The 20,310-nt window shown below is 52.5% G+C and carries 20 protein-coding genes, 2 pseudogenes and 1 other annotated feature; of the genes and pseudogenes, 7 read left to right on the top strand and 15 right to left on the bottom strand.

Going from position 1 to position 20,310, the window contains the following annotated elements:
- Positions 1-157: 157 nt before the first annotated feature.
- A pseudogene (gene gerQ / locus SD71_RS25540) lies at positions 158-562 on the top strand (spore coat protein GerQ); the annotation flags it as partial.
- Positions 563-986: 424 nt separating this feature from the next.
- On the opposite strand, the gene SD71_RS09085 reads toward gerQ, so the two are convergent.
- Positions 987-1,244: an alpha/beta-type small acid-soluble spore protein gene (locus tag SD71_RS09085; protein WP_041062093.1), complete on the bottom strand. Its 258-nt coding sequence runs from the start codon at positions 1,242-1,244 to the stop codon at positions 987-989.
- Positions 1,245-1,338: 94 nt separating this feature from the next.
- Between SD71_RS09085 and SD71_RS23925 the strand changes: the two genes are divergently transcribed.
- Positions 1,339-1,503: a DUF2244 domain-containing protein gene (locus SD71_RS23925; RefSeq protein WP_161793362.1), complete on the top strand. Its 165-nt coding sequence runs from the start codon at positions 1,339-1,341 to the stop codon at positions 1,501-1,503.
- 3 nt (positions 1,504-1,506) lie between these two features.
- Here the strand turns inward: SD71_RS23925 and trpS are convergent, their stop codons facing one another.
- The 9 genes and pseudogenes from trpS to SD71_RS09035 form a co-directional block, all read right to left on the bottom strand.
- A complete protein-coding gene (gene trpS / locus SD71_RS09080) occupies positions 1,507-2,502 on the bottom strand; it encodes a tryptophan--tRNA ligase (protein WP_041062092.1) in 996 nt (331 codons plus the stop codon).
- A gap of 43 nt (positions 2,503-2,545) precedes the next feature.
- Positions 2,546-2,799, bottom strand: a binding site (T-box leader).
- A 53-nt stretch (positions 2,800-2,852) separates the two neighbouring features.
- Entirely contained in the window at positions 2,853-3,350 is a 498-nt protein-coding gene (locus SD71_RS09075; RefSeq protein ID WP_052476102.1) for a hypothetical protein, read from the bottom strand.
- Positions 3,347-4,147: a hypothetical protein gene (locus SD71_RS09070; protein WP_041062091.1), complete on the bottom strand. Its 801-nt coding sequence runs from the start codon at positions 4,145-4,147 to the stop codon at positions 3,347-3,349. Before SD71_RS09070 ends, SD71_RS09075 begins: the two co-directional genes overlap by 4 nt.
- A complete protein-coding gene (locus SD71_RS09065; RefSeq protein WP_041062214.1) occupies positions 4,137-4,679 on the bottom strand; it encodes an RNA polymerase sigma factor in 543 nt (180 codons plus the stop codon). Before SD71_RS09065 ends, SD71_RS09070 begins: the two co-directional genes overlap by 11 nt.
- A gap of 62 nt (positions 4,680-4,741) precedes the next feature.
- Positions 4,742-5,236 (bottom strand): O-methyltransferase, encoded by a 495-nt coding sequence (locus tag SD71_RS09060; RefSeq protein ID WP_235427050.1) that lies wholly within the window; start codon positions 5,234-5,236, stop codon positions 4,742-4,744.
- 196 nt (positions 5,237-5,432) lie between these two features.
- Positions 5,433-7,493: a M3 family oligoendopeptidase gene (locus tag SD71_RS09055; RefSeq protein ID WP_326998729.1), complete on the bottom strand. Its 2,061-nt coding sequence runs from the start codon at positions 7,491-7,493 to the stop codon at positions 5,433-5,435.
- Positions 7,494-7,539: 46 nt separating this feature from the next.
- Positions 7,540-8,241, bottom strand: a complete 702-nt coding sequence (locus tag SD71_RS09045) for a DUF2225 domain-containing protein (RefSeq protein ID WP_082034139.1) — start codon at positions 8,239-8,241, stop codon at positions 7,540-7,542.
- A 14-nt stretch (positions 8,242-8,255) separates the two neighbouring features.
- On the bottom strand, positions 8,256-8,639 hold the full coding sequence (locus SD71_RS09040; protein WP_041062087.1) for a globin domain-containing protein: 384 nt from the start codon (positions 8,637-8,639) through the stop codon (positions 8,256-8,258).
- A 235-nt stretch (positions 8,640-8,874) separates the two neighbouring features.
- Positions 8,875-9,931, bottom strand: a pseudogene (locus tag SD71_RS09035) (RNA-guided endonuclease InsQ/TnpB family protein).
- Positions 9,932-10,373: 442 nt separating this feature from the next.
- Between SD71_RS09035 and SD71_RS09030 the strand changes: the two are divergent.
- Together SD71_RS09030 and SD71_RS09025 are read left to right on the top strand one after the other, a co-directional pair.
- The gene (locus tag SD71_RS09030; RefSeq protein WP_200889581.1) at positions 10,374-11,471 is read left to right on the top strand and encodes a nucleoside recognition domain-containing protein; all 1,098 of its coding nucleotides are present in this window, start codon (positions 10,374-10,376) and stop codon (positions 11,469-11,471) included.
- 78 nt (positions 11,472-11,549) lie between these two features.
- Positions 11,550-12,350, top strand: a complete 801-nt coding sequence (locus SD71_RS09025) for an NAD kinase (RefSeq protein WP_041062086.1) — start codon at positions 11,550-11,552, stop codon at positions 12,348-12,350.
- Positions 12,351-12,391: 41 nt separating this feature from the next.
- Here the strand turns inward: SD71_RS09025 and SD71_RS23010 are convergent, their stop codons facing one another.
- Positions 12,392-13,285 carry a YutD-like domain-containing protein gene (locus SD71_RS23010; protein ID WP_235427049.1) on the bottom strand — a complete coding sequence of 298 codons (894 nt, stop codon included), beginning with the start codon at positions 13,283-13,285 and terminating at the stop codon, positions 12,392-12,394.
- Positions 13,282-14,214 carry a lipoyl synthase gene (gene lipA, locus SD71_RS09015; RefSeq protein WP_268747727.1) on the bottom strand — a complete coding sequence of 311 codons (933 nt, stop codon included), beginning with the start codon at positions 14,212-14,214 and terminating at the stop codon, positions 13,282-13,284. Before lipA ends, SD71_RS23010 begins: the two co-directional genes overlap by 4 nt.
- An 83-nt stretch (positions 14,215-14,297) precedes the next feature.
- Between lipA and SD71_RS09010 the strand changes: the two genes are divergently transcribed.
- Positions 14,298-15,350, top strand: coding sequence for a M23 family metallopeptidase (locus SD71_RS09010; protein WP_082034138.1), 1,053 nt, complete (start codon positions 14,298-14,300; stop codon positions 15,348-15,350).
- Here SD71_RS09010 and yunB read toward each other — a convergent pair.
- From yunB to SD71_RS08995, 3 genes are all read right to left on the bottom strand, one after another.
- Positions 15,347-16,264, bottom strand: a complete 918-nt coding sequence (gene yunB, locus SD71_RS09005) for a sporulation protein YunB (protein WP_052476101.1) — start codon at positions 16,262-16,264, stop codon at positions 15,347-15,349. The genes SD71_RS09010 and yunB overlap by 4 nt on opposite strands.
- 107 nt (positions 16,265-16,371) lie before the next feature.
- Complete coding sequence (locus SD71_RS09000) at positions 16,372-16,785, bottom strand: (2Fe-2S)-binding protein (RefSeq protein WP_041062084.1); 414 nt, start codon at positions 16,783-16,785, stop codon at positions 16,372-16,374.
- A 330-nt stretch (positions 16,786-17,115) separates the two neighbouring features.
- A complete protein-coding gene (locus tag SD71_RS08995; RefSeq protein WP_041062208.1) occupies positions 17,116-18,081 on the bottom strand; it encodes an ABC transporter substrate-binding protein in 966 nt (321 codons plus the stop codon).
- A 174-nt stretch (positions 18,082-18,255) separates the two neighbouring features.
- Between SD71_RS08995 and SD71_RS08990 the strand changes: the two genes are divergently transcribed.
- Both SD71_RS08990 and SD71_RS08985 read left to right on the top strand, forming a co-directional pair.
- The gene (locus SD71_RS08990; protein WP_041062083.1) at positions 18,256-19,263 is read left to right on the top strand and encodes a FecCD family ABC transporter permease; all 1,008 of its coding nucleotides are present in this window, start codon (positions 18,256-18,258) and stop codon (positions 19,261-19,263) included.
- The gene (locus SD71_RS08985; RefSeq protein ID WP_041062082.1) at positions 19,260-20,306 is read left to right on the top strand and encodes a FecCD family ABC transporter permease; all 1,047 of its coding nucleotides are present in this window, start codon (positions 19,260-19,262) and stop codon (positions 20,304-20,306) included. The genes SD71_RS08990 and SD71_RS08985 overlap by 4 nt, the downstream gene beginning before the upstream one ends.
- Positions 20,307-20,310: the final 4 nt, after the last annotated feature.

The raw sequence follows: 20,310 nt of genomic DNA, 5'->3' as shown, positions 1-20,310 counted from the left end.
CACCGGGTTCGCCTAGCGGCGGTTTAACGGGCGGTATGCCCGGCGGCGCGCCTTCGGGCGGCGGCTTTCCGGGTGTCGGTGGGTTTCCCGGGGCGGGCTTCCGGGCGGCGGCGGATTCCCCGGCGGCGGTGGTGGCCTTCCCGGCGGTGGCGGCGGATTCCCGGGCGGCGGATCCTTTCCGGGTGTCGGCGGATTCTCCGTCGGCGGAGGGACGACTACAGCGCCCCCGCCTGCCCCAAGCGGCGCCCAAATTCTGCCTGACGGCTCGGTTCTTCCGTCTACAAACGGTGAAGAGTCCTATGTTGAAAATATTCTTCGTATGAACTTAGGCAAGGTCGGCACCTTTTACATGACATACGAAAATAACAGCGAGTGGAACGCCAAAATCTTTAAAGGTATGCTGGAGGCCGCCGGACGCGATCACATTATTATCAGCGACCCCACTACCGGCAGACGATATTTGCTGCTTATGTTAAATCTTGATTATGTAACGTTCGATGAGCCTCTTGTTTATACTCTTCCGTTCGGCGCAGGCGGGGGCGGACCTACGCGGGATGAATAACCGGCCGGAATGTCCAAATACGCAGGCCGTCCCGGCCGCTTTCACCCATTGTTCCATAGCTGTCCAGGAACGCCCTTCGCGGCGTTCTTTTTCTTTCCTGGCCCCATCTTCAAACGTCCTGATCGGCCATATTTCCACATAAACTCCCGGCTGTGCGGTGTTCTCCAACAATTGAGCGTCCGAGAAGCGGGAGGGGTCGTCTTGAATCCAAGCTTCAAAAGCGGCTCGATGCTCGTCCGGTATAACATATTCGCAAAATAGGATCATGGCAATATCCCTGCCCTTTTATAAATTTTTCAACAGTCGTTCATACCTGAAAGCGGATGAACGATTGCTGCGTACGCTTGACGTTTGGCAGGCCAAAGCGCACAATGTAAAAGCCCGAGGTTAACCTCGGGCTTTCGGTGCCGGACTATCGCAGTCCTTAGCGTCCGCTCATTTGGCCGCCCAGTTGGCTCGACAATTGCGCTTCAGCGCTAGCGATCATGTTTTTGACCATATAACCACCGAGAGCACCTGTCTCACGAGCAGCTATAAAGCCATAGTATCCATCAGCCGGCGTTTGCACGCCCAATGCTTGAGCGGCTTCCATTTTCAAGCTGTCAAGTCCCACTCTTGCTTGTGGAACAAGAACACGGTTACGACGGCCTCGTCTTGAACCGCCTCCGCCTCCTCCTGGCATGAGTACACTCTCCTTTCGTTTTGATGAATGGTTTGCAAGCTTGCCTCGTTAGTATGCGGGTTGCTGAGAAAAATATGCTTAGGAGATGACCCTGTTGAGTAAAAGATTGTCCCTCATGTTTGCCGTTAGTTCGGTGCTGTTAATGATCGCGACGGCGGTCTCCATAAGTTACAATGCATGGTTGGTCTTATTATTCGGCATTCTGACTGTTGCGAACATCGGTCTCGGGTTTGTCGTGAAAGCACGGCGTACGAAATAACCGTTATCGCATGGGCGGTAAGAAGCCCATCGACTCCTTCACCCGGCGCAGTGTCACTTCCGCAACGGCATTCGCGCGTTCCGCGCCGTCGCGCAGGATACGGCCAATTTCTCCGGAAGACCGGATTTCCGCATACTTGCGTTGCAGCGGCTCCAAGGCGCCTGCCGCCACTTCCGCCAAATCCTTTTTGAATGCGCCGTATCCCTGCCCGTCGTAAGATGCTTGGATTTGCTCCAAAGTCTGCCCCGACAGTTGAGCGTAGATGGTCATCAAGTTGCTGATCTCAGGTTTGTTTTGCGGATCGAAAACAATTTCCCGCCCCAAGTCGGTCTTGGCTCGGGATATTTTTTTGCGGATTTCGTCAGGGCTGTCGAGCAGCGCAATGTAGCTTCCCGCGTTGGGATTGCTTTTGCTCATCTTTTTCGTGCCGTCGTCCAGAGACATAATCCGGGCGCCTACTTTAGGAATATAAGGCTCCGGCATGACGAACGTGTCACCGAACCGGTGATTGAATCGGCCGGCCAAATCACGCGTCAGCTCCAGATGCTGCTTCTGATCGTCGCCGACAGGAACGAGGTTGGCGTTATACAGCAGAATATCGGCGGCCATAAGAGCGGGATATACGAACAAGCCTGCGCCTACGGCGTCTTTGCCTTCCGCTTTATCTTTAAATTGGGTCATCCGCTCGAGTTCGCCCATGTACGCCATAGTCGTCATCAACCAGCCCAGCTCAGCGTGGGCCGGAACATGCGACTGCAAAAAGACGGCCGCATGCGACGGGTCGATTCCGGCGGCCAAATATAATGCGGCGACCGATTCGCTTTGCTCCCGCAGAGCCGCAGGGTCCTGGGGTACGGTAACGGCATGAAGATCCACCACCATGAAGAAGCATTCGTGTTCATGCTGAAGCTTAACGTAATTCAGGATCGCCCCGATGTAATTCCCGAGCGTCAGTTGACCACTGGGCTGAATACCGGACAATACACGTAATTTGGACATAAAATCGGACCCCTTTTTTGGAAAATAAAAAAAGCCCTCCTCCGCAAGGGACGAGAAGCCGTGGTACCACCCTTATTCGTCTCGCAGCACGTCGGCATGCGAAACCTTAAGTTCCGTTAACGGAGAACAGCCGGAAAGTATGGGAGCGGGCCAAAGACACGGCGAAGGCCGCGTTTGTCCGTCTTTGCACTTTCGGCTCCGAGATCCATTCGGCAAGGGCGGCGTACCGGCTTCCAGCTCTACCGGCTCTCTGTGAACGCTCCAGCCTTGCTTACTTATTCTCTTCATCGCCGAGGAATATGCTTGATTGTTAATCATTATACCCCGCGCAATACGATTGTCAACCGCATTTAATCCGCGCCCGCCGGATATTCCTCCGCTCCGTCTTTGGTCACACGGTACTGCATGACTTCGCTGCCGGTCATATAAAAAATCGAATAGGAATCGGCAGTTTTATCTTCTCCGTAATCGACGACGAGCTGTGCCAGCATCTTGCTGTCCGTCAACCCCTTGACGTCGATCGAGATCACCTTCTCCGGATATTGATACCCTTCCGCCGGGAAGTCATATCTCATGATCAGAAAATGATTGGCGTCCGTCACCGCTTCCGGTTCACCGTACTTTGCCGACACTTCATCACTGCTTAATCCGATAATTTGTTCCCGTTTCAAGGAGTCGGCGGGATCATCAATTATCGGCTGGTCCTCGGGCTGTTTGTTTGCTTGCGGGCCTGCGTTGTCAACCGCTGTGCCGGTCCCGGCAGACCCTGCAGACGGCTCAGAATTTCCGCACGCTGCGACCGGCAGCATCATTAGACTCAATATGAGAATGGTAATTATCTTTTTCATCGTTGTTTTTCTCCTGTTCCATTTTTCTCATCCGTGATATGGAATTCTTTAAGCATCTGTTTGAATCGCTCGCCGTGCCCTTCCTCAGCTTCCAGAAAGTACTGCTGCCTGATGACAAAGCTACCTCCCTTGTTATTGTCGAACACATAGAACCGGACCACCTCGTCGTTCCAGGCTTTCCCGCCTTTTCCACCGACCGCATGGATCTCGCGCGCAGGTATCGGAAGCTGCACTTCCCGTACTTCCGACACTGTCGGATAATGCTTCAGCTGAGTGTGAATTCCCTCGGCCGCCTTGTCTGGTGATTGAGTTTGCTGCGTGATCTCCATGTAAACCTCGGGATATCTCTCATCCGTGTGCCGCGTCGGAACAATCCGGTCTTTGCCGTCGACCGTAGTCATCTTGTACATTTTTTTATCAAAATAGATAACATATCCCGACTTCCCTTCGTGAAGAGTCGCATTCGACTTTGATGGAATCCCTTCAATCTGCTGTTCAACAACCTTCGACGGAGCAAACCAATCTTTAATCTGACTGATTAACGCTTGTGTGGGCTGTGCGGGGGCAATTACGAACATGATCAACACAGCTGCAGCAATGGAACCGGCATACAGGGCTGTTTTGCGGCGGCGTTCGGTTCGACGGTTTACTTCGGGCTTGCCCAGGTTCATCTCAAGCGGCTCCGATTCTATTGTGCTGCGGATATTGCGCCAAATCTCTTCCTTCATCATAAGCGATGCTTCCGTTCCCTTGCCGAGACCGTCTCGCAGCTTTTCTTCGAATCGATCAAGCGCCATGAATGCTTCCTCCTTTGCTCGTTGTCATCCAGCCTCTCAGCTTGTTTCTCGCCTTGAACAATCTGGATTTCACGGTGTTTAAGTTAAGCCCGAGAATATCCGCTATATCCTGATCCGCAAGATCGTTCAAATACTTCAGAATGACAGGTACCCTATGGATGTCGTCGAGCTGCTGTACAAGTTCGTAAATCTCTCCATGCCGGTCAAAATCATAAGTATCGGTGTCGGAAGGAAGATCCCTTTCCTCGTCAATTTCGGAAGGAATCACCCGAGAATGTTTCTTGAGATACCGGTTGCACTCATTCATGAGGATTCTGTTGAACCAGGGTTTGAAAGGTTTTCCGATATCATAATTCTCAATATTCCGGTACACCCGGATGAAAGTCTCCTGCACGACATCTGCAGCGCTCGCTTGGTTCAAGGTGATCGCGGCCGCTGTTCGTATCGCCTGATCCGCATACAGCCTATATAACTGCTCAAAGGCTTCTTGGCGGTCGCCTGCCTTCATTCTCTGTATAAGCTCATTCTCCACCACCGACACCCCTTCCTTGCCTCTGTTCAATGTATATACCTGTCAGCATCAGCAAAAAGTTTTCACCCAAAATAAAAACAATCCCAGCCGGACGATATCCAGGCTAAGATTGTTTTACTTCTTGCTTCGTAAGCGGTCAACTGACGGGTATTGCCATTATGTATAAAAAAGCTATTCGTTCGAGCTTCCCTGCGGTCTCGCCGCTTGAGCTGGAACATATGATTCGCCATGTTGTAATTGGATTCAATCTGCATGCTGACATAGACTTGGTCTTGTTTGAGTACAAAGTCATAGCTGATTTCACCATGCGTCCAGCTGTTCTTGTGCTGAAGAGCTTCCAGTGCCAATCGGCGGAGCAATTGAACGTGCGCGGCGGACATTCCCGAACCGCCTTTGTTCGCGGAGCCGCAGTCTACAGGAAGATGCCGGATCCCAAACTTGCCGACTGTGTCGTTGCGGATTTGCAGGACGATCGTTCCCGCCGTCAGTCCCTTCAATTCTCCTTCCAATTGCTCCAGCGCGATGCCGATCTGCCTAGCTAAAGGATTTTGCTCCAATTTCGTCATTCTCCTCCTTTGTACTTATAAATCTAATTCTTCTAGGTATTACCAACTGCGACTTCAGCCTCATTATAAAAGAATATTTTGAATTATTCAATGATTTTGTCTATATATGGGGAAAAATGTCACTTCATACATGTAAAAGCACCCTCAGCCTGTATTACGGCCGAAGGTGCTCAGTGAACTGCTTAAATTACTTGCAAAGCTGCTCGAAAGCATCCACATGCGCAGCCACTCGTGACATAGCCTGCTTCCAGAAATCAGGGCGTTCCAAAGACACGCCGAGATGGCTTGAAGCCAGCCCCTCTACCCTCATAACACCGGTATCCCGCAGCAGCCGGTCATAGCGGTCCCGGAAGGAATCGCCTTCCTTTTCAGCGACTGCCACAAGTCCGGTACTGAATAGGTACCCGAATGTGTATGGGAAATTATAGAACGGCACATCGGTCAAGTAGAAATGCATCTTGGACGCCCAGAAATGAGGATGCCAGTTACCCAGCACATCACCGTAAGCTTCTTTCTGCGCGGCTGTCATCATTTCGTTCAGCTCCGCCGCTTCCACGATTCCGGACGCACGGCGTTCATAGAAACGGTTCTCGAAAATAAACCTCGCACGAATGTTCATACAGAATGCCACTGCCCGCTGCAAGTTGTCATCAAGGAGCGCAAGCTTCTCCTCATCGCTCGTGGAACGGCGCAGCAGCGCTTCATTCACAAGCGCCTCCGCGAACGTAGATGCTGTCTCGGCAACATTCATCGCATATGCCTGCGCAAAAGGCGGCAAATCCATAACCTGCGAGCTATGGTACGCGTGCCCCAGCTCATGCGCCAGCGTGGACACATTTCCCGGTGTTCCCGAGTACGTCATGAAAATGCGGCTTTCTCCGGTGCGGGGCAAGCTCGTGCAAAAGCCGCCGGGTCTTTTGCCTGCGCGGTCCTCGGCTTCAATCCAGCGTTCCTCGAACGCTCGCTGGGCAAATTGCGCCATCTCCGGTGAAAATTGACCGAATGCATCGATGATCAATTGAGCAGCTTCGTCGAACGGTATTTTCGATTGGGTTGAGGCTATAGGCGCATCCACGTCATGCCACGCCAAACGGTCCTTGCCCATTCGCCGGGCTTTGAGATCCAAATAGCGCTTGAGCGGCGCAAGTCCCTCTGCGACAGCAGTCCACATCGCGTCCAGGGTTTCACGGCTCATCCGGTTGATCTTAAGCGGTTCTCGCAACGGATCATCCCATTGTCTCATGCCGTACAGCTTTAAGCGGAAACCGGCCAATCGATTCAAAGTATCGGAACAAAGATCGGCTTGGCCGGCCCACGCTTCTTCCCATCGGGCGGACATCAACCGGCGGACAGCCGGATCGGGATCTTCCAATTTATTGAAGGCCTGACCGGCCGACAATGATACCTTTGCTCCGTCTTTCTCCCATGGGATCGAAACACGCCCGACAATGGTGTTATAGTGTTCACCCCAGCCGTGATAACCGTTAACGGCAAGCTCGCCTGCCACCGCTTCAAGCGCAGGCGGCATCTTGTCCTTTACCGCTTCACGCCGCTCGCTGAGCGGGAATGCGATTATGGAGCGCGCAGGATCAGCGATCCACTGCTCCCAACGATCCTGAGGGACGGCAGCAAGCTGGGCATCATATAAATCAAGCACCTGGTTAAAGCGGGCGGATAATGTCTGAACCCGCTCCGTCCATGCAACGGCGCGCTTATCGCCCATCTCCTGAGCGCTTAGACAGGAGACGAACGCTTCCGCTTGAGTGAATCTGGACAATACATCCTGAAGGGTGTGCGTCCATTCCGTCAACTTCTCGTTGCCTGCGGTTTCTTGTCCCCGATCCTGAAGAGCCTTGTGTAACCGGGCTACCGTCGATTCGGTCTCCTCCATGAATGAAGCGAACTGAGGGGATGATGAGCCTCCTGGAAATATCGAATCGAGGTTCCAGGTTTGGGAATAGTGATTGGCCATTGTCTTCTCTACCTTTCCGTTGCACTGTACGTTCCCCTGTTGTATGTTTAGATACTGAAAGGGGTGTGCCTCAAAATGATACCATTTCGCAACAGTGTACCCTACGATATAGTGATAAATGACGTGTACGTGCAGGAATGCCCGTTCTGCAAGAGCACCCACGTGCTGCTCCCTATAAAACCGGCTGAAGTCAAAAGCATCTATGGCGGCGCCCGCAAACGTACGGTGATCCTTCCGTGCTGCCACTCCGCGCTCAAGCTTATCGATGCGGATCAAGATTATCTGCTGTCAAATCGTCCGCTCAGGGAGTTGTAAACATAAGTTATGTACCGCTCTGAAGCATTTCTTCCGGCAGTTCTATCCCCTTGCCGTTCATCTCTTCACGCATGTTCTGCCATTGTTCCCGGCATGACCGGATCATCGCGGCGTCGGTGATGTTCTTGTCCTGAATGACGCGCCCGAACCAACGGACAGCCTCATTGTATTGTCCGAGACGCCGGTTCAGCTCACCGATCAGGTACATCATCCGCGCATTGCTTACGGAATCCCTCTCCGTTTCGAACACCCGCACATATGCATCCAATGCAAAGTTCAGGAAGCGGTTTTCCTGCTCGACTTCCCCCTCATACCGGTACAACCAGGCAATATGGTGGAGCACTGCGGCAATGACGCGGTCCTTCTCCCCGATCGCTTGAGCCGATAAAAGCGCGAGCTTATAGCTCAACATGGCATCGGCCGCTCCACGCTCACCGCCGTAATCCCGTTTCTGCCATTGTTTCCCGATCTTGTCGTTGTAGGCTTGCTTCTGACGGTCCGTTAGCCGCTCGGCGAAATTCTCGGTGGAAGCAAACCCGCAGGACGGACAGACCCTCACAACGTAATAGTCCGGATTCACCGTTGTGTAGTAAGCGCAGAAGTCAGTATCCGTGTTCACCGGCTTTTTGAAGCTTGGACGTACGCGGGATGTATGGAAGACGGTTTCACAGCAGCTGCAGGTGACTTTAATCTGATAAAGCGGTTCCAACGCAGATCCTCCTTTTAAGATGGGTCGGTGTTGACGAAATGGTGCGCAGGGCCCGACAGTCTCTCCAGCACAAGCTGCTGCAAAGGCATGGGAATTTCGGTTTCGGCAAGAGCCCGCGACATACAGTCCAGCCAGGCCTCCGCCCTTTCCGGCGTTATCGGGAACGGCAGATGCCGTGCGCGCATCATCGGGTGCCCATATTCATCGGAGAACAAATTCGGTCCGCCAAGAAACTGGGTTAGAAATAAATACTGCTTCTCCATCACCGGCATAATATCTTCCGGGAACAGCGGCGATAACAGGGGATGAGCCTGAACCTTGGGGTAAAACTTCTCAACGATTTCGCGTATAACAGGGGCTCCGCCAATGGCTTCATAGATGGTCGCGTAATCGGACAAATCGTTCCTCCTTTTCCCGAATTCATATTCGAATAGGAATTAATAAATTGTGGTCGTCCGGCTCTTCAAGGAGTCTAATCATGTACGCGTATTATACCACAAAATTGACACCCCACACGGCTAATGCCGTGGGATTCTTAGCTAGTTGGTGCGTCCGCAGTCCGTTTCTGGTTTGGACAACTGCTAAGTTCGGGGCTGTGTCATCAGCCCATCCTAAGACTGTGCATATAGCATCTTAGGCTGACAGACTTTTACCATCTGCCTCAGGTTGACGCATGATGTTGATTGCTCCAACTCTGTCGCGGTGTCCTCGGAAGCCGCAAGCACACTGATACGTTCGGTCCGCTGCTGTGTTGCGTTCACCGCACGTTGGGCATGTTTGTGAAGTGTATGCAGGGTTCACTTCAACAACTTTGATACCCGCCAACGCAGCTTTGTACGCAATAAACATTTGCAATTGATAGAAAGACCAGTTGTGCAGGTTTTTAGCGTTTTTACGACTTGTTCTTGTCGTCTGGCGAATGTTTGTCAGTTTCTCGATCTTGATGACCGATACGTGTTCTTCTATCGCCATATTCACGATCTTCCGGCTGATCTTGTGGTTCTGATCTTTTATGTAACTGTGTTCCTTTCTTTCTTGCTTACGGATTGCACATAGTTTTTTGAGCTTGCCCATCTTCCGTCTACGCGCTTTGTATTTACGGCGGATGTACTTAATATATCTGCCGTTGCCGATAAACTTTGTCTTCCCTGTTGAAGTGACAACGACCGCGGGTACTTTCAATCCCAAGTCAATTCCCATCTTTACGTCTCCGGTCGCTTGTTCTGTCGGCAATAACGCGGATATTTGAACGTACCACTTACCCGACTTCTCTACCACTTTCAATAGCCCAAGCTTGCCGCTTGACAGAAGGACTTGCTCTCGTTCTGTTATACGAGCTGAGACAGTCAGCCGCTGTATCTTTCCGTCCACCATGACTGGAAATGAAACTGCGTCGTCCCTAATCGAATAGTTTTGATTGTTCACGTAGTAGGCTCTTCTTCGCAGTATGGGACGTTTCCCTTTCTTCTTCGTCTTCTTATGAATACTTCGTGCATCTCGAATGGCTTGGTTCCTTACTGCGGACGGAAGATTGGCTAGCACATCCTTGGATGTCAGCTTTGGAAATGCGCCCGATGCTTCAGATTGTTCGGTTAAATGATTGACAGTTTTTATATATTTCGTTTCCCATCTCTTTCAATAGGGCTTGGGCGCCTGGGAATATACGTATTTGAACGGTTACGGTTTGCATGTGTTCACCCCCTTGTCCTCAACCGATTCATCCCATGCCTAAAGTCGAGGGCTTTGTCGGCTATATTCTGTAAAAAATCCCTTAACAAAAACAAAAACCGCCCTAAGCGGGCGATTGCGCTTGTATCCATCAATCTGTTCGGTATTTGTTTATATTTCCTCTTCAGGACTGAGCAAGGATTCCCGAATGACATAGACGAAAGCGCATACAAGCAACCCTGCAACGATTCCTGCCATCCTCATCACTCCGTCATTAATCGTATTTTGTGAGACGACCATTCCATCTATTTTATTAGTTCAATCGTATCACATTGCGGACCATATTTCACGTGTTTTTTGTAAACGATTACAATTAATTGAAATCCTGCATCCCTAGTCTCATGTAAAGATTGGACGCCTGTCTACATATATTGGGACAAGAAAGGTCGACTGGAGGAATCGCATTGAAAATAAAGCAAAACAAGCGGCCGGGCTTCTCTCGTTGGACAAGGGCTGCGGGAATGCTGGGTGCAGGCGGTGCTGCGTTTTTTATCGGAGGCTTGGCTCTGGCGATGCCCGAAACGGCGCTTCATGCGTCTCTGCGAGGCGTTGCGGTATGGTGGGATGTGCTGTTCCCCGCCTTATTCCCTTTTTTTGTATTATCGGAATTGCTGCTCGGTTTCGGCATTGTACATATGACCGGCACTTTGCTTGATCCGCTTATGCGCCCTTTGTTCCGCCTCCCCGGTGTGGGCGGCTTTGTTGTTGCGATGGGCTTCGCCTCGGGATATCCTGTGGGAGCTCGTTTGACGTCACGGTTAATGGAGCAGGGCCTGCTCAATGGTAGACAAGGGGAACGGCTAGTGTTCATGACCACGACTTCCGATCCTATCTTTCTCATCGGAGCCGTATGCATCGGCTTCTTTGGAAGCTCGGAGGCCGCTCCGGTGCTGGCTATCGCGCACTATGGAGGGGCTTTGACACTCGGTATACTGACCGGTTTCCTTGATCGTTCCGCCGTCATGTCTTCCGAAGATGACGCGGCCGCCGGCAGAGGCAGGCTGCGTGCCGCTTTAGCCGCCATGCACCGGGCCAGAACGGCTGACGGCCGGCCTTTCGGGCTCATGCTGCAGCAGTCCGTGCAATCCTCACTCGCGCTCATGATGATTGTCGGCGGCTTAGTCGTATTTTTCTCCGCTGCTCTCGACCTTTTCGTGAACAGCGGTTCATTGTCTTTTGTGAATCAGTTGACATCCGGTATGCTTCACGTATTCGGTTTACCGCCGGACATGGGGCCTTCCCTCGTTAAAGGCATCTTTGAAGTTACGCTTGGGGCAAAAGCTGCGGCATCGGCAGCGGCCTCCGGGATGCCGCTGCCGATGGTCGACAGAATCGCGGCCGCGGCTTTCGTCCTCTCCTGGGCAGGGCTGTCCGTCCATGCCCAGGTGGCAGGTTTGATGAGCCGCACCCGCTGGCGCTATGCGCCGTTCGCGCTTTTCCGCTTATTGCACGGGGCGATCGCGATGTTTATCGTCTATTTGATATGGCCTTTATTCTTCTGATCCGGCATTGTATTCACCTCGGTTATTGTTTATGATCGTAGGAGAATAACGCTTGTCTGCGGAAGGAGCGTCAAGGTTTTGAAGTATGCGCTGCTCGATCGGGGCGACCGCCTGTCCCGGCAATTATGCGAACAATTCCATACACTGGCGAAAGACAAGGGCTTCACCGCCGACGACAATTCGCCGGATGTCGTCATCTCAATCGGCGGAGACGGCACCCTTCTCCAGGCGTTCCATCGGTTTAAGCACCGGGTGGAAGAGGTATCTTTCATTGGAATCCATACGGGACATCTCGGTTTCTACGCCGATTGGAAGAAGGACGAGATCGCCGATCTGCTGGAGCTGATGAAAACGACGGAGCCGCGCAAAATTCAATATCCTCTGCTGCGGGTAGAAATCCAGACACACTCCAGCTCTGCCGTTTATATCGCGTTAAACGAATTCAGCCTCAAAAGTGAAGACGGCAGTACCTTTGTAGCCGGCATCCATATTAACGACGAACCGTTTGAGACATTTCGCGGCGACGGCATCGTGATTTCGACTCCTTCAGGAAGCACCGGATATAACAAAAGCCTGGGAGGCGCCGTCATTCACCCATCGTTAGAAGCGCTGCAGATCACAGAAATGGCTTCCATTAACAATCGCGTATACCGGACGCTCGGATCGCCGGTCATTTTACCGAAGCATCATCACTGCGACATCACTCCCGATCCGGAGGACGAACTGGCCATCGGCATTGATCATCTCGTTCTGGAGATGTCCGGCGTACGCTCGATCGTGTGCAAAGTCGCGGAAGAGAAAGTCTCCTTCGCACGCTACAGGCCTTACCCGTTCTGGAACCGCGTAAGGGAAGCCTTCATCGGCTCAGGCAAAAGCTAAAGAAAGCCGTTACCGACGGATTTGTCGATAACGGCTTTCTGTTATTCTCCGGAGCGCGTCGAACCGTTGTCCGGCCGCGGCCCGCCTTCTGCGCGATGGTTCGGCTTGCCGCCGAAGGTTTTGCGGCGCCTGTTCTTTCCAGGCCAACGGCTGCCGTTCTTGGAGCTATCGGGACGGATATTGCCGCCTTCGGAGAAACGCGTGTCCTCATTATTCGGGCGGCCGGCTTCTCCGCTCGCTTGAACGCGGGAGCCGCGCTGCTGCACGGGAGATTTGCCGGCGGATTGAGCGCCAGCCTGTCCCTGCCGGCGATCCGCCCCGGATGGACCGCCGTATGAACGTCCCTTGTTAGAATTCCCGCCGTCTTGCCCCGGCCGCGAACTGGAACCTCCGCCTCTGTTAGTAGAGCCGGAGGCATTCACGTTCTGGTTGGCCGCGTTGCGGCGTTCAGCACTCTCCGCGGCCGCCCTTGCAACGGCGGATACCGTAACGTTCGGTACTCGTGCAGGTCCTCCTGCGCGTTCCTTCAAAGGCCAGCGCATCAGAGGTCCGCTTAATGCCGCTGCCGTCTCGGCAGCCTGTTCGCCGGCCTCATTCAGAGCCGCGCTGATTTCAGGCAATACCTGGAGAGCGGACTTCTGCTCATCGGAAAGATTCGCGCTGTCCAACTTTCCAAGAACGAAGTAAGCACATCCGAAATTACAATATTCATTAATATAATCGACCAAGCTGGAAATCGTGCTGTCTTTGGTCGCTTTAGGATGTCCGTCCCGGTAAAAGCCCCGGAGCCGAAGCTGGCTGTAACCCCAGTCCCCTACAACGTAATCGAACCGTTCCAGCACCTCGCTGTAACGTTCGTGAAAGGCTTCCGGATTCCATCCGTTTTTATGTTCATGCAAAAGCGAATAAGCATTCCCTCCTGCCATGAAATTCATACTCTGCTCTCCTCCCGAACACTCGTAGTCCTTGCTTCCGCAGATTTCACCTGCTCATGCGCGTGATATGAGCTGCGGACGAACGGCCCGGACTCCACATGGGAGAATCCGCGTTTCAAACCTTCCTCTTTCAACGATGCAAATTCATCAGGATGTACGTAACGGGCAACCTCCAGGTGGGCCGGGGATGGCTGCAAGTACTGGCCGAGCGTGAGAATGTTGCAATCCACGGCGCGGAGATCATCCATCGCCTGTAAAATTTCTTCCGTCCTCTCGCCGACTCCGAGCATGATGCTGGATTTCGTCGGTATGTCGGGATACATTTCTTTTGCCCGCTGCAACAGCTCCAATGACCGCTTGTACTTTGCTTTGGCTCTTACACGGTCGGAAAGGCGTTCAACGGTTTCAATATTATGATTAAGGATGTCCGGTTTGGCATCCATAACGATCTGTAAGGATTCCTTCTTCCCCATAAAGTCGGGAATAAGCACTTCGACACTGCACAGCGGGAGCTTCTTTCTGACGGCTGCAATCGTAGCGGCGAATATAGACGCTCCGCCATCCTGTAAGTCATCTCTCGCTACGGACGTGACGACACAATGGCGTAAATTCATTTGCTCGGCCGCTTCAGCCACCCGTTCCGGCTCCTGCAAATCCAATTCCGTCGGCAGTCCGGTCTTAACCGCGCAAAACCGGCAAGCTCGTGTGCAGATGTCTCCCAAAATCATAAACGTGGCCGTCCGGTTGGCCCAGCATTCATATATATTCGGACAACGCGCCTCTTCACATACTGTGTGAAGCGTTTTGGTCCGCATCATGTCTTTGATCTCGCGGTATGGCTCGCCCGTAGTCAGCTTGATCCGCAGCCAGTCAGGCTTGCGCTCTCTGGCGCTAGTCGTCATGCTCTTCCCCTCTTTCTGTCCCCTTATTATAGCACGATTCGGATAAAAACCAATGATCTGTAAACCCTACACCTACTTGGTCCATTCAGCTGCCTGTAAGGGGGATTGTCATGCTGCGTCACCGATCGGGAGGTTCCAATACAAGTCGTATTCCATTCCGGCGCAAGATTGCCGCCTTCTTGATCCTGCTCTTTATAGGCTGGTCAAGTTCACCAGTTCACGGGGCGGCACAAGCTCAGCCCGACCAGATAAAGCTGCGCCGCGAGCTGTATGAGCAAATCAGCCTGAAAACCGGACTCAGCTGGGTGCAAATTGCCGCCATCGATCAATATGAGCGCACTTTGGCGCGCGCCCATCCGAAAACCCGCCCCCTACGCAATGACGCCATAGCAGGAATATACATCCCGGGAGATCGGTGGAGCGGCGTATTAAATCCGGACAAGAACGATACGAATCCGGTCTCCATCCGTTTTTTTCGCGGTATCGGACTTGACGGTTCAGGAGACGGCTTAGCCGACGCCGGAAACGATCAGGATCTCCTCTACACCGTTGCTTTGAAAGTCGTTCGGCATGGAAGCAGCGAGGAGGATTTTCCGATCGGCTTATGGGAGTATTACCACAATACGCGCGCTGTTCAACGCATCATGCAGTTTACGAAGATTTATGGAACGTTCGACCGGTTGGACTTGTCCGATCATGCTTTTCCCCTTCCTGTAAGAAGCACCTACTCTTTTCGCAGTACGTGGGGCACTAGTCGAAGCTGGGGCGGATACCGAATCCATGAAGGCACCGATATATTCGCAGGACATGGGGTTCCGGTAAGGAGCACGTGCTACGGCGTGGTGGAAATAAAAGGGTGGAACGCTTTCGGGGGTTGGCGGATCGGCATTCGCGACCTCAATAATCTGTACCATTACTACGCACATTTATCGGGATACGATAAAAAGGTAAAGGCCGGAGACATCGTTCGCCCCGGCCAGGTCATCGGATGGGTAGGCAGCTCAGGATATGGGCGCCCAGGCACACAAGGTAAGTTCCCTCCGCACTTGCATTACGGTGTTTACCGCGACAGAGGGCTGGTGGAATGGGCTTTCGATCCGTATCCGATGCTCAAGCATTGGGAACGCGAGGAAAAGAAGGCACTCAGATCCCGGAAATCTTAATGCGGCTCCTCAGGAGATTTCGGCGATCCCGGCAATGCGATGGAAGGTGCTTGGGCGGCCCCGCTGCCTACCGGCTGCCCGTTGTTGTCATAGTAATAGGTCGGCACATCGCCGACAACCATTACATAGGACAACGGAATTTCGGATTCCAACATTTCGGGTGCCTGATCGAACGGAATGACAACGGCGATCTCCGTGCGGATCCGGATCAGCACTTCAATCAGCACCATGTTAATGCCCGCATCCGTCTGCCTTGTATCGACGTCTACTTTCAATGCACTTACCGGGTGGAAGGTTACCCCGACGCTGGGTCCGAACGAAGAAAGAAACGGGCTTTTCAAAGCGTGACCGATCGGAATGCGCTCCGCTACGTCCTCCCGCTGTTTAAGGACTTGGTCGACGACCTGGATCGTTTTGGCGGTGAGCCTCATTTGTTCTTTGTAGTCAATGAGAAATCCGGTCACCTTCCCGTTCGGGTCGGTTCTCCATTGAATAAGCTTATCCGTATCGGCGTCCCGGGCAATTTCCTGGGTAATCGCCGTGTTGATCGCTTCCGTCGCCATCTGCGTAATACGCAGCTTGGCCAGAAACATTAGGGGCTCGCGCAGCTCGCGGTCTAGAAAAAGGACGGTTTGCATACTCAAAAAAACGATCAGCAGCAGCGTGATGAGCCAGAGATGTTTACGTTTCAGCCGCTTGCGCCGCGGACCGCCCCACCTTCGTGAAGTAGTCGTATAACCTGGCGCGCTGGAGCTTTGGGACCATTTCTGCGTTCCCCACTTCCTTGGCACCGCCTTCGGAGGCGTACTGCTGCCGAACCATCGAAAACCTCTGTTGCCCCAACGTCGCGGGGCTCTGTTCATCGGCGCGCCGCCCTGCCAAAAATTAAACCCTTTTCCCCATTTTCGCCGCATCACCTTACCTCCCAGCGCACAAGACCGCAAGCGGGGTCGTCCTCGATCCTTGCTTGAAGCTTATGCATGCAGGCGGTGAAAAAGAAGCCGTTCCCTCGAAGCTGAATTTAGTGATTACCGTGCAATGCCTTGTATTTATCGATACGGCAAGCATCCGATATCATCGGACAGGTGTAGCAATACCGATCATCGCCGGGCAGCCGGTAACTAAGACAACATTTATTGCGGATCAGGATACTGCGGCTCTGGCACATAGGATCTTTGATCGATCGAAAACGTCCCGTCAGCGGAATGCATGCTTTCTCCGGAAACCAGTCGGCCGACGGTTCATTCATGATTTGTCGGTATACTGCCTGGATGCGCGTTTGCAGTTCCGCTGTGTCAGCATGCTGAATCCATTCTTCAAATCGGTATACCAACAAAAAGGACAGATTGGCCCACAACGTGGCTTCCGAAACTTTCGTATATTTCCTGACCGTATCGATAACACGGCACGCATTGTCGGCAAACAGATGCCGCAAATATCCCCCGTCGACCAGCGCCGGGTATCTCGAAATTGCAAAACCAATTCGTTGTCCTTTACATAGCAACTCACACGATCCAGGCCCAAATCGGCGGCAAAACCATAGCGGCTCCACAAGTAAAGAGCTCCTGCAATTAATGCACTGTATCTTTTCATGAAAATCGAGCCCGAAACCCTTAAATCCCGGCTTCCGAAGACGTCTCCGATACGATCCACGAGAATTCGGATATCGGATTCAGACGAAAGTGAGGAACGCTGAACAGAAGAAGAACGCTGCTTTCCTTGTTCATCAATCACGATACGATATTGATTGAACAGCAAATCCGAATTAAACTTCATATATCTGGTAGAGCTCATCAAGCAGTAAATTCGCCGCTTTGATCCCGCCCGCCGTGTTCCAAATAACATCGTCGACTTTGTATGCTTTTCCGTTTTTCACAGCAGTCAGGTTTTTCCACAGCGGATCACCGGTCCATTCTTGCTCGGTGTTGCTGGCTTTGCCGTCGCCTGTCTCGTAAGTAAAGTAAAATAATCGATCCGCATCCGCTTCAGGAAGGCGCTCTTTTGTGATTTCATCGACAAATGTGTCTTTCGCGTTCTTCGTCATGTCATTCCGGGCCAGCCCGATTTCATCGAAAATAATCCCCGTGAAAGTATTCGTATGGTATACACGGGTTTTCCCGTCCATGAAACGAACGACGGACACAGTTTCTTTCAATTTTTCGCCGGCTTTGCTTTTGAAATTGTCGATCCGTGAATCGAATGCCGCCAATTGTTGGTCTCCTTCAGCTGTCAGGCCCAGCGCCTCGGCATAAAGCTTGAAGTTTGTCTTCCAATTTCCGCGCAGGTCTGCCGACATTACGGTAGGCGCGATCGCTTGCAGCTGCTCATAAATTTTCTCCTGCCGCATTTTGTTGCCTATAATCAAATCCGGCTGGAGACCGGCTATAAGTTCGATATTCGGCTGGCTTTCCTCACCGAGCTCGGTAACTCCCTTCATATCGGCCGCAATATGATCATACCAAGGGTCTCCTGTCCATGATTTCACCGCACCAACCGGTTTAACTCCCAATGCAAGCAATGCTTCCGTTCCTTCATTCGTCAAAATAACAACCTTTTGGGGCTTCCCTTTAATCTCCGTTTTACCCATTGCATGCTCAACCGTCCTCGTTTCGTCATTGTCGGGGGCGATGCCCGCAGCCGGCGCCTCCTTTTTGCCGCATCCCGTCAAAGACAGACTGACCACGCACACAAAGATGAGTCCTAATAACAAACTTCTTTTTGATGAACGAATCGAAACCATAATTTCCCTCCATGATAAACGGTTTATAATTGATAATGATTATCATTCACACCGAGAACTATACCGGAGACACGAAATGATTGTCAATCATACATTGATAATGATTATCAAAATCGTTGACATTGCAAAGCCCCTTCTTCTAAACTAGTAACTATCAGTATGGGTATGGAAAGTAGGCAGCTCCGCTATTATGAAATTATTAGGCTGATCATATCGCTTATTTCAGTAATGCTGGCAGTTGCAGCGAGCATCGCATTCGGAGTAACGGATATTCCCTTGTCTGCCGTATGGGAATCGTTCGCAGGCGGCAATGGCAGCAACGATCATCTGGTTATTCAGACGACACGGGTCCCCCGCGCATTCATCGCTGCTTCCGCAGGAGCTTCTCTGGCCGTTGCCGGAGCGTTGATGCAAGTCATTACAAGCAACCCCATCGCATCGCCGAGCACTCTCGGCGTGAATTCAGGCGCCGTCTTCTTCATTGTTCTGGCAGCAGGCTGGCTGGATTTATCGGGATTGCAGGCACTTACCTGGGTCGCACTTCTGGGTGCCGCAATAAGCGGCTGTATTGTCTTTGCGCTCGGAAGCATAGGAAGGGACGGGATGACGCCGGTAAAGATCACGCTGGCCGGGGCCTCAATGGCTGCATTTTTCTACTCTTTAACGCAAGGTATGATGTTGTCCGACGGAAAAATGTTCGACCAGGTACTGGTATGGCTGGTCGGCTCGGTGGCTGGAAGAGACATGAACCAACTCGAAGCGGTCTGGCCGTACATGGGCGCAGGTATGCTAATCGCCCTGTTTCTGTCGAGGAAATTGAGTGTGCTGTCCATGGGTGATGATATTGCCCGCAGCCTTGGGCAGAACATCGTTTATATCAAAATATCGGCGGCGGCGGCCGTTATTCTTCTTGCCGGCGCTTCGGTAGCAGTCGCGGGACCGATCGCCTTTATCGGTATCATCATTCCTCATGTCGTCCGGTTCTTCGTCGGGACGGATTACCGCTGGATTGTGCCCTATTGCGCGGTTCTAGGAGCGTTTCTGCTTATATCCGCCGATTTGGGATCCCGCTACATCGCTATGCCCAAGGAAGTGCCGGTCGGCGTCATGACCGCGCTGCTCGGCGTACCGTTCTTCATCTATATCGCAAGAAAAGGGGGGCGGACATCATGAGCAAATTGAAGACGATTCGCTCGGGCCGTTTTGGAGTGTCGTTGCTGCTCGATAAGAGAACGGTCCGGATCAGCACGCTCCTGTTCGTCCTATGCGCGGGACTCATCGTCATCAGCACAGCACTCGGCAGCCGGTACATTGCCCCCGTCTCTGTGGTCAAAGCTCTTGTCGGTATGGCCGACCCTGCGGATCAGCTTATCGTGGAAAAGCTTAGACTGCCGCGTATCATTATCGGGCTGCTTGTCGGGGCTTCCCTTGCGGTTTCAGGGGCAATACTCCAGGGAATCATCCGCAATCCCCTTGCGTCGCCTGATGTGGCCGGCATTACGGAAGGTGCGTCGTTCGGAGCGGTATTGTTCATTTTTGTTTTCATGGACACGGTTTCGATCCATTGGATGCCGATCGCTGCGATCCTCGGTGCGTTTGCGGTCACTGCGCTGCTTTATCTGCTTGCTTGGAAAAAGGGTGTATCCCCTCTCCGTCTGGTGCTTATAGGCATAGGTATATCGGCAGCCGTCAAATCGATCTCTTACATGCTGATCATCTCCGGCCCTCTTCAACTTGCGGAAAGGTCGTTGACCTTCATGACCGGAAGTATATACGGCGCCTCGTGGGACAAAGATGTCATCACCTTGCTCCCATGGGTGGCGGTCCTGCTTCCAATCGCCTGGCTGCAGGCACGGAAGGTCAATATTCAGATGCTCGGTGACGATGTCGCGGGGAGCGCAGGAGCTCGAGTTCAAAAAGGCCGCCTGCTGCTTCTTATGCTCAGCGTTTCTTTGGCGGGATCGGCGGTTGCCATCGGAGGCGCCATTTCTTTCATAGGCCTGATGGCCCCTCACATGGCGCGAAAATTGACGGGTCCATCTTTCGGCAACGTGCTGCCGGTCAGTGCGTTGCTTGGAGCCATTATCCTTGTCGGTGCGGACCTCATCGCACGAACCGCGTTCTTGCCCCGCGATGTTCCTGCCGGCGTTTTCACTGCAGCCATCGGGGCGCCCTTCTTCATGTTTTTGCTGTACCGCAGCCGAGATCGTTTCTAATCAC

This window comes from Cohnella kolymensis, assembly GCF_000829465.1.
Taxonomy (GTDB): Bacteria; Bacillota; Bacilli; order Paenibacillales; family Paenibacillaceae; genus Cohnella; species Cohnella kolymensis.
The sequence above is the reverse complement of the archived record's forward strand: the minus strand, read 5'-3'. Positions and strand labels throughout refer to the sequence as shown.

Excerpts from the sequence above, each read along its gene's own strand:
- SD71_RS09075 (WP_052476102.1), bottom strand. The coding sequence starts at position 3,350 with ATGAAAAAGATAATTACCATTCTCATATTGAGTCTAATGATGCTGCCG.
- SD71_RS09085 (WP_041062093.1), bottom strand. The coding sequence starts at position 1,244 with ATGCCAGGAGGAGGCGGAGGCGGTTCAAGACGAGGCCGTCGTAACCGT.
- SD71_RS08990 (WP_041062083.1), top strand. The coding sequence starts at position 18,256 with ATGGAAAGTAGGCAGCTCCGCTATTATGAAATTATTAGGCTGATCATA.
- SD71_RS08985 (WP_041062082.1), top strand. The coding sequence starts at position 19,260 with ATGAGCAAATTGAAGACGATTCGCTCGGGCCGTTTTGGAGTGTCGTTG.
- SD71_RS09070 (WP_041062091.1), bottom strand. The coding sequence starts at position 4,147 with ATGGCGCTTGATCGATTCGAAGAAAAGCTGCGAGACGGTCTCGGCAAG.
- SD71_RS09010 (WP_082034138.1), top strand. The coding sequence starts at position 14,298 with ATGCTGCGTCACCGATCGGGAGGTTCCAATACAAGTCGTATTCCATTC.
- SD71_RS23010 (WP_235427049.1), bottom strand. The coding sequence starts at position 13,285 with ATGAATTTCATGGCAGGAGGGAATGCTTATTCGCTTTTGCATGAACAT.
- trpS (WP_041062092.1), bottom strand. The coding sequence starts at position 2,502 with ATGTCCAAATTACGTGTATTGTCCGGTATTCAGCCCAGTGGTCAACTG.
- yunB (WP_052476101.1), bottom strand. The coding sequence starts at position 16,264 with ATGCGGCGAAAATGGGGAAAAGGGTTTAATTTTTGGCAGGGCGGCGCG.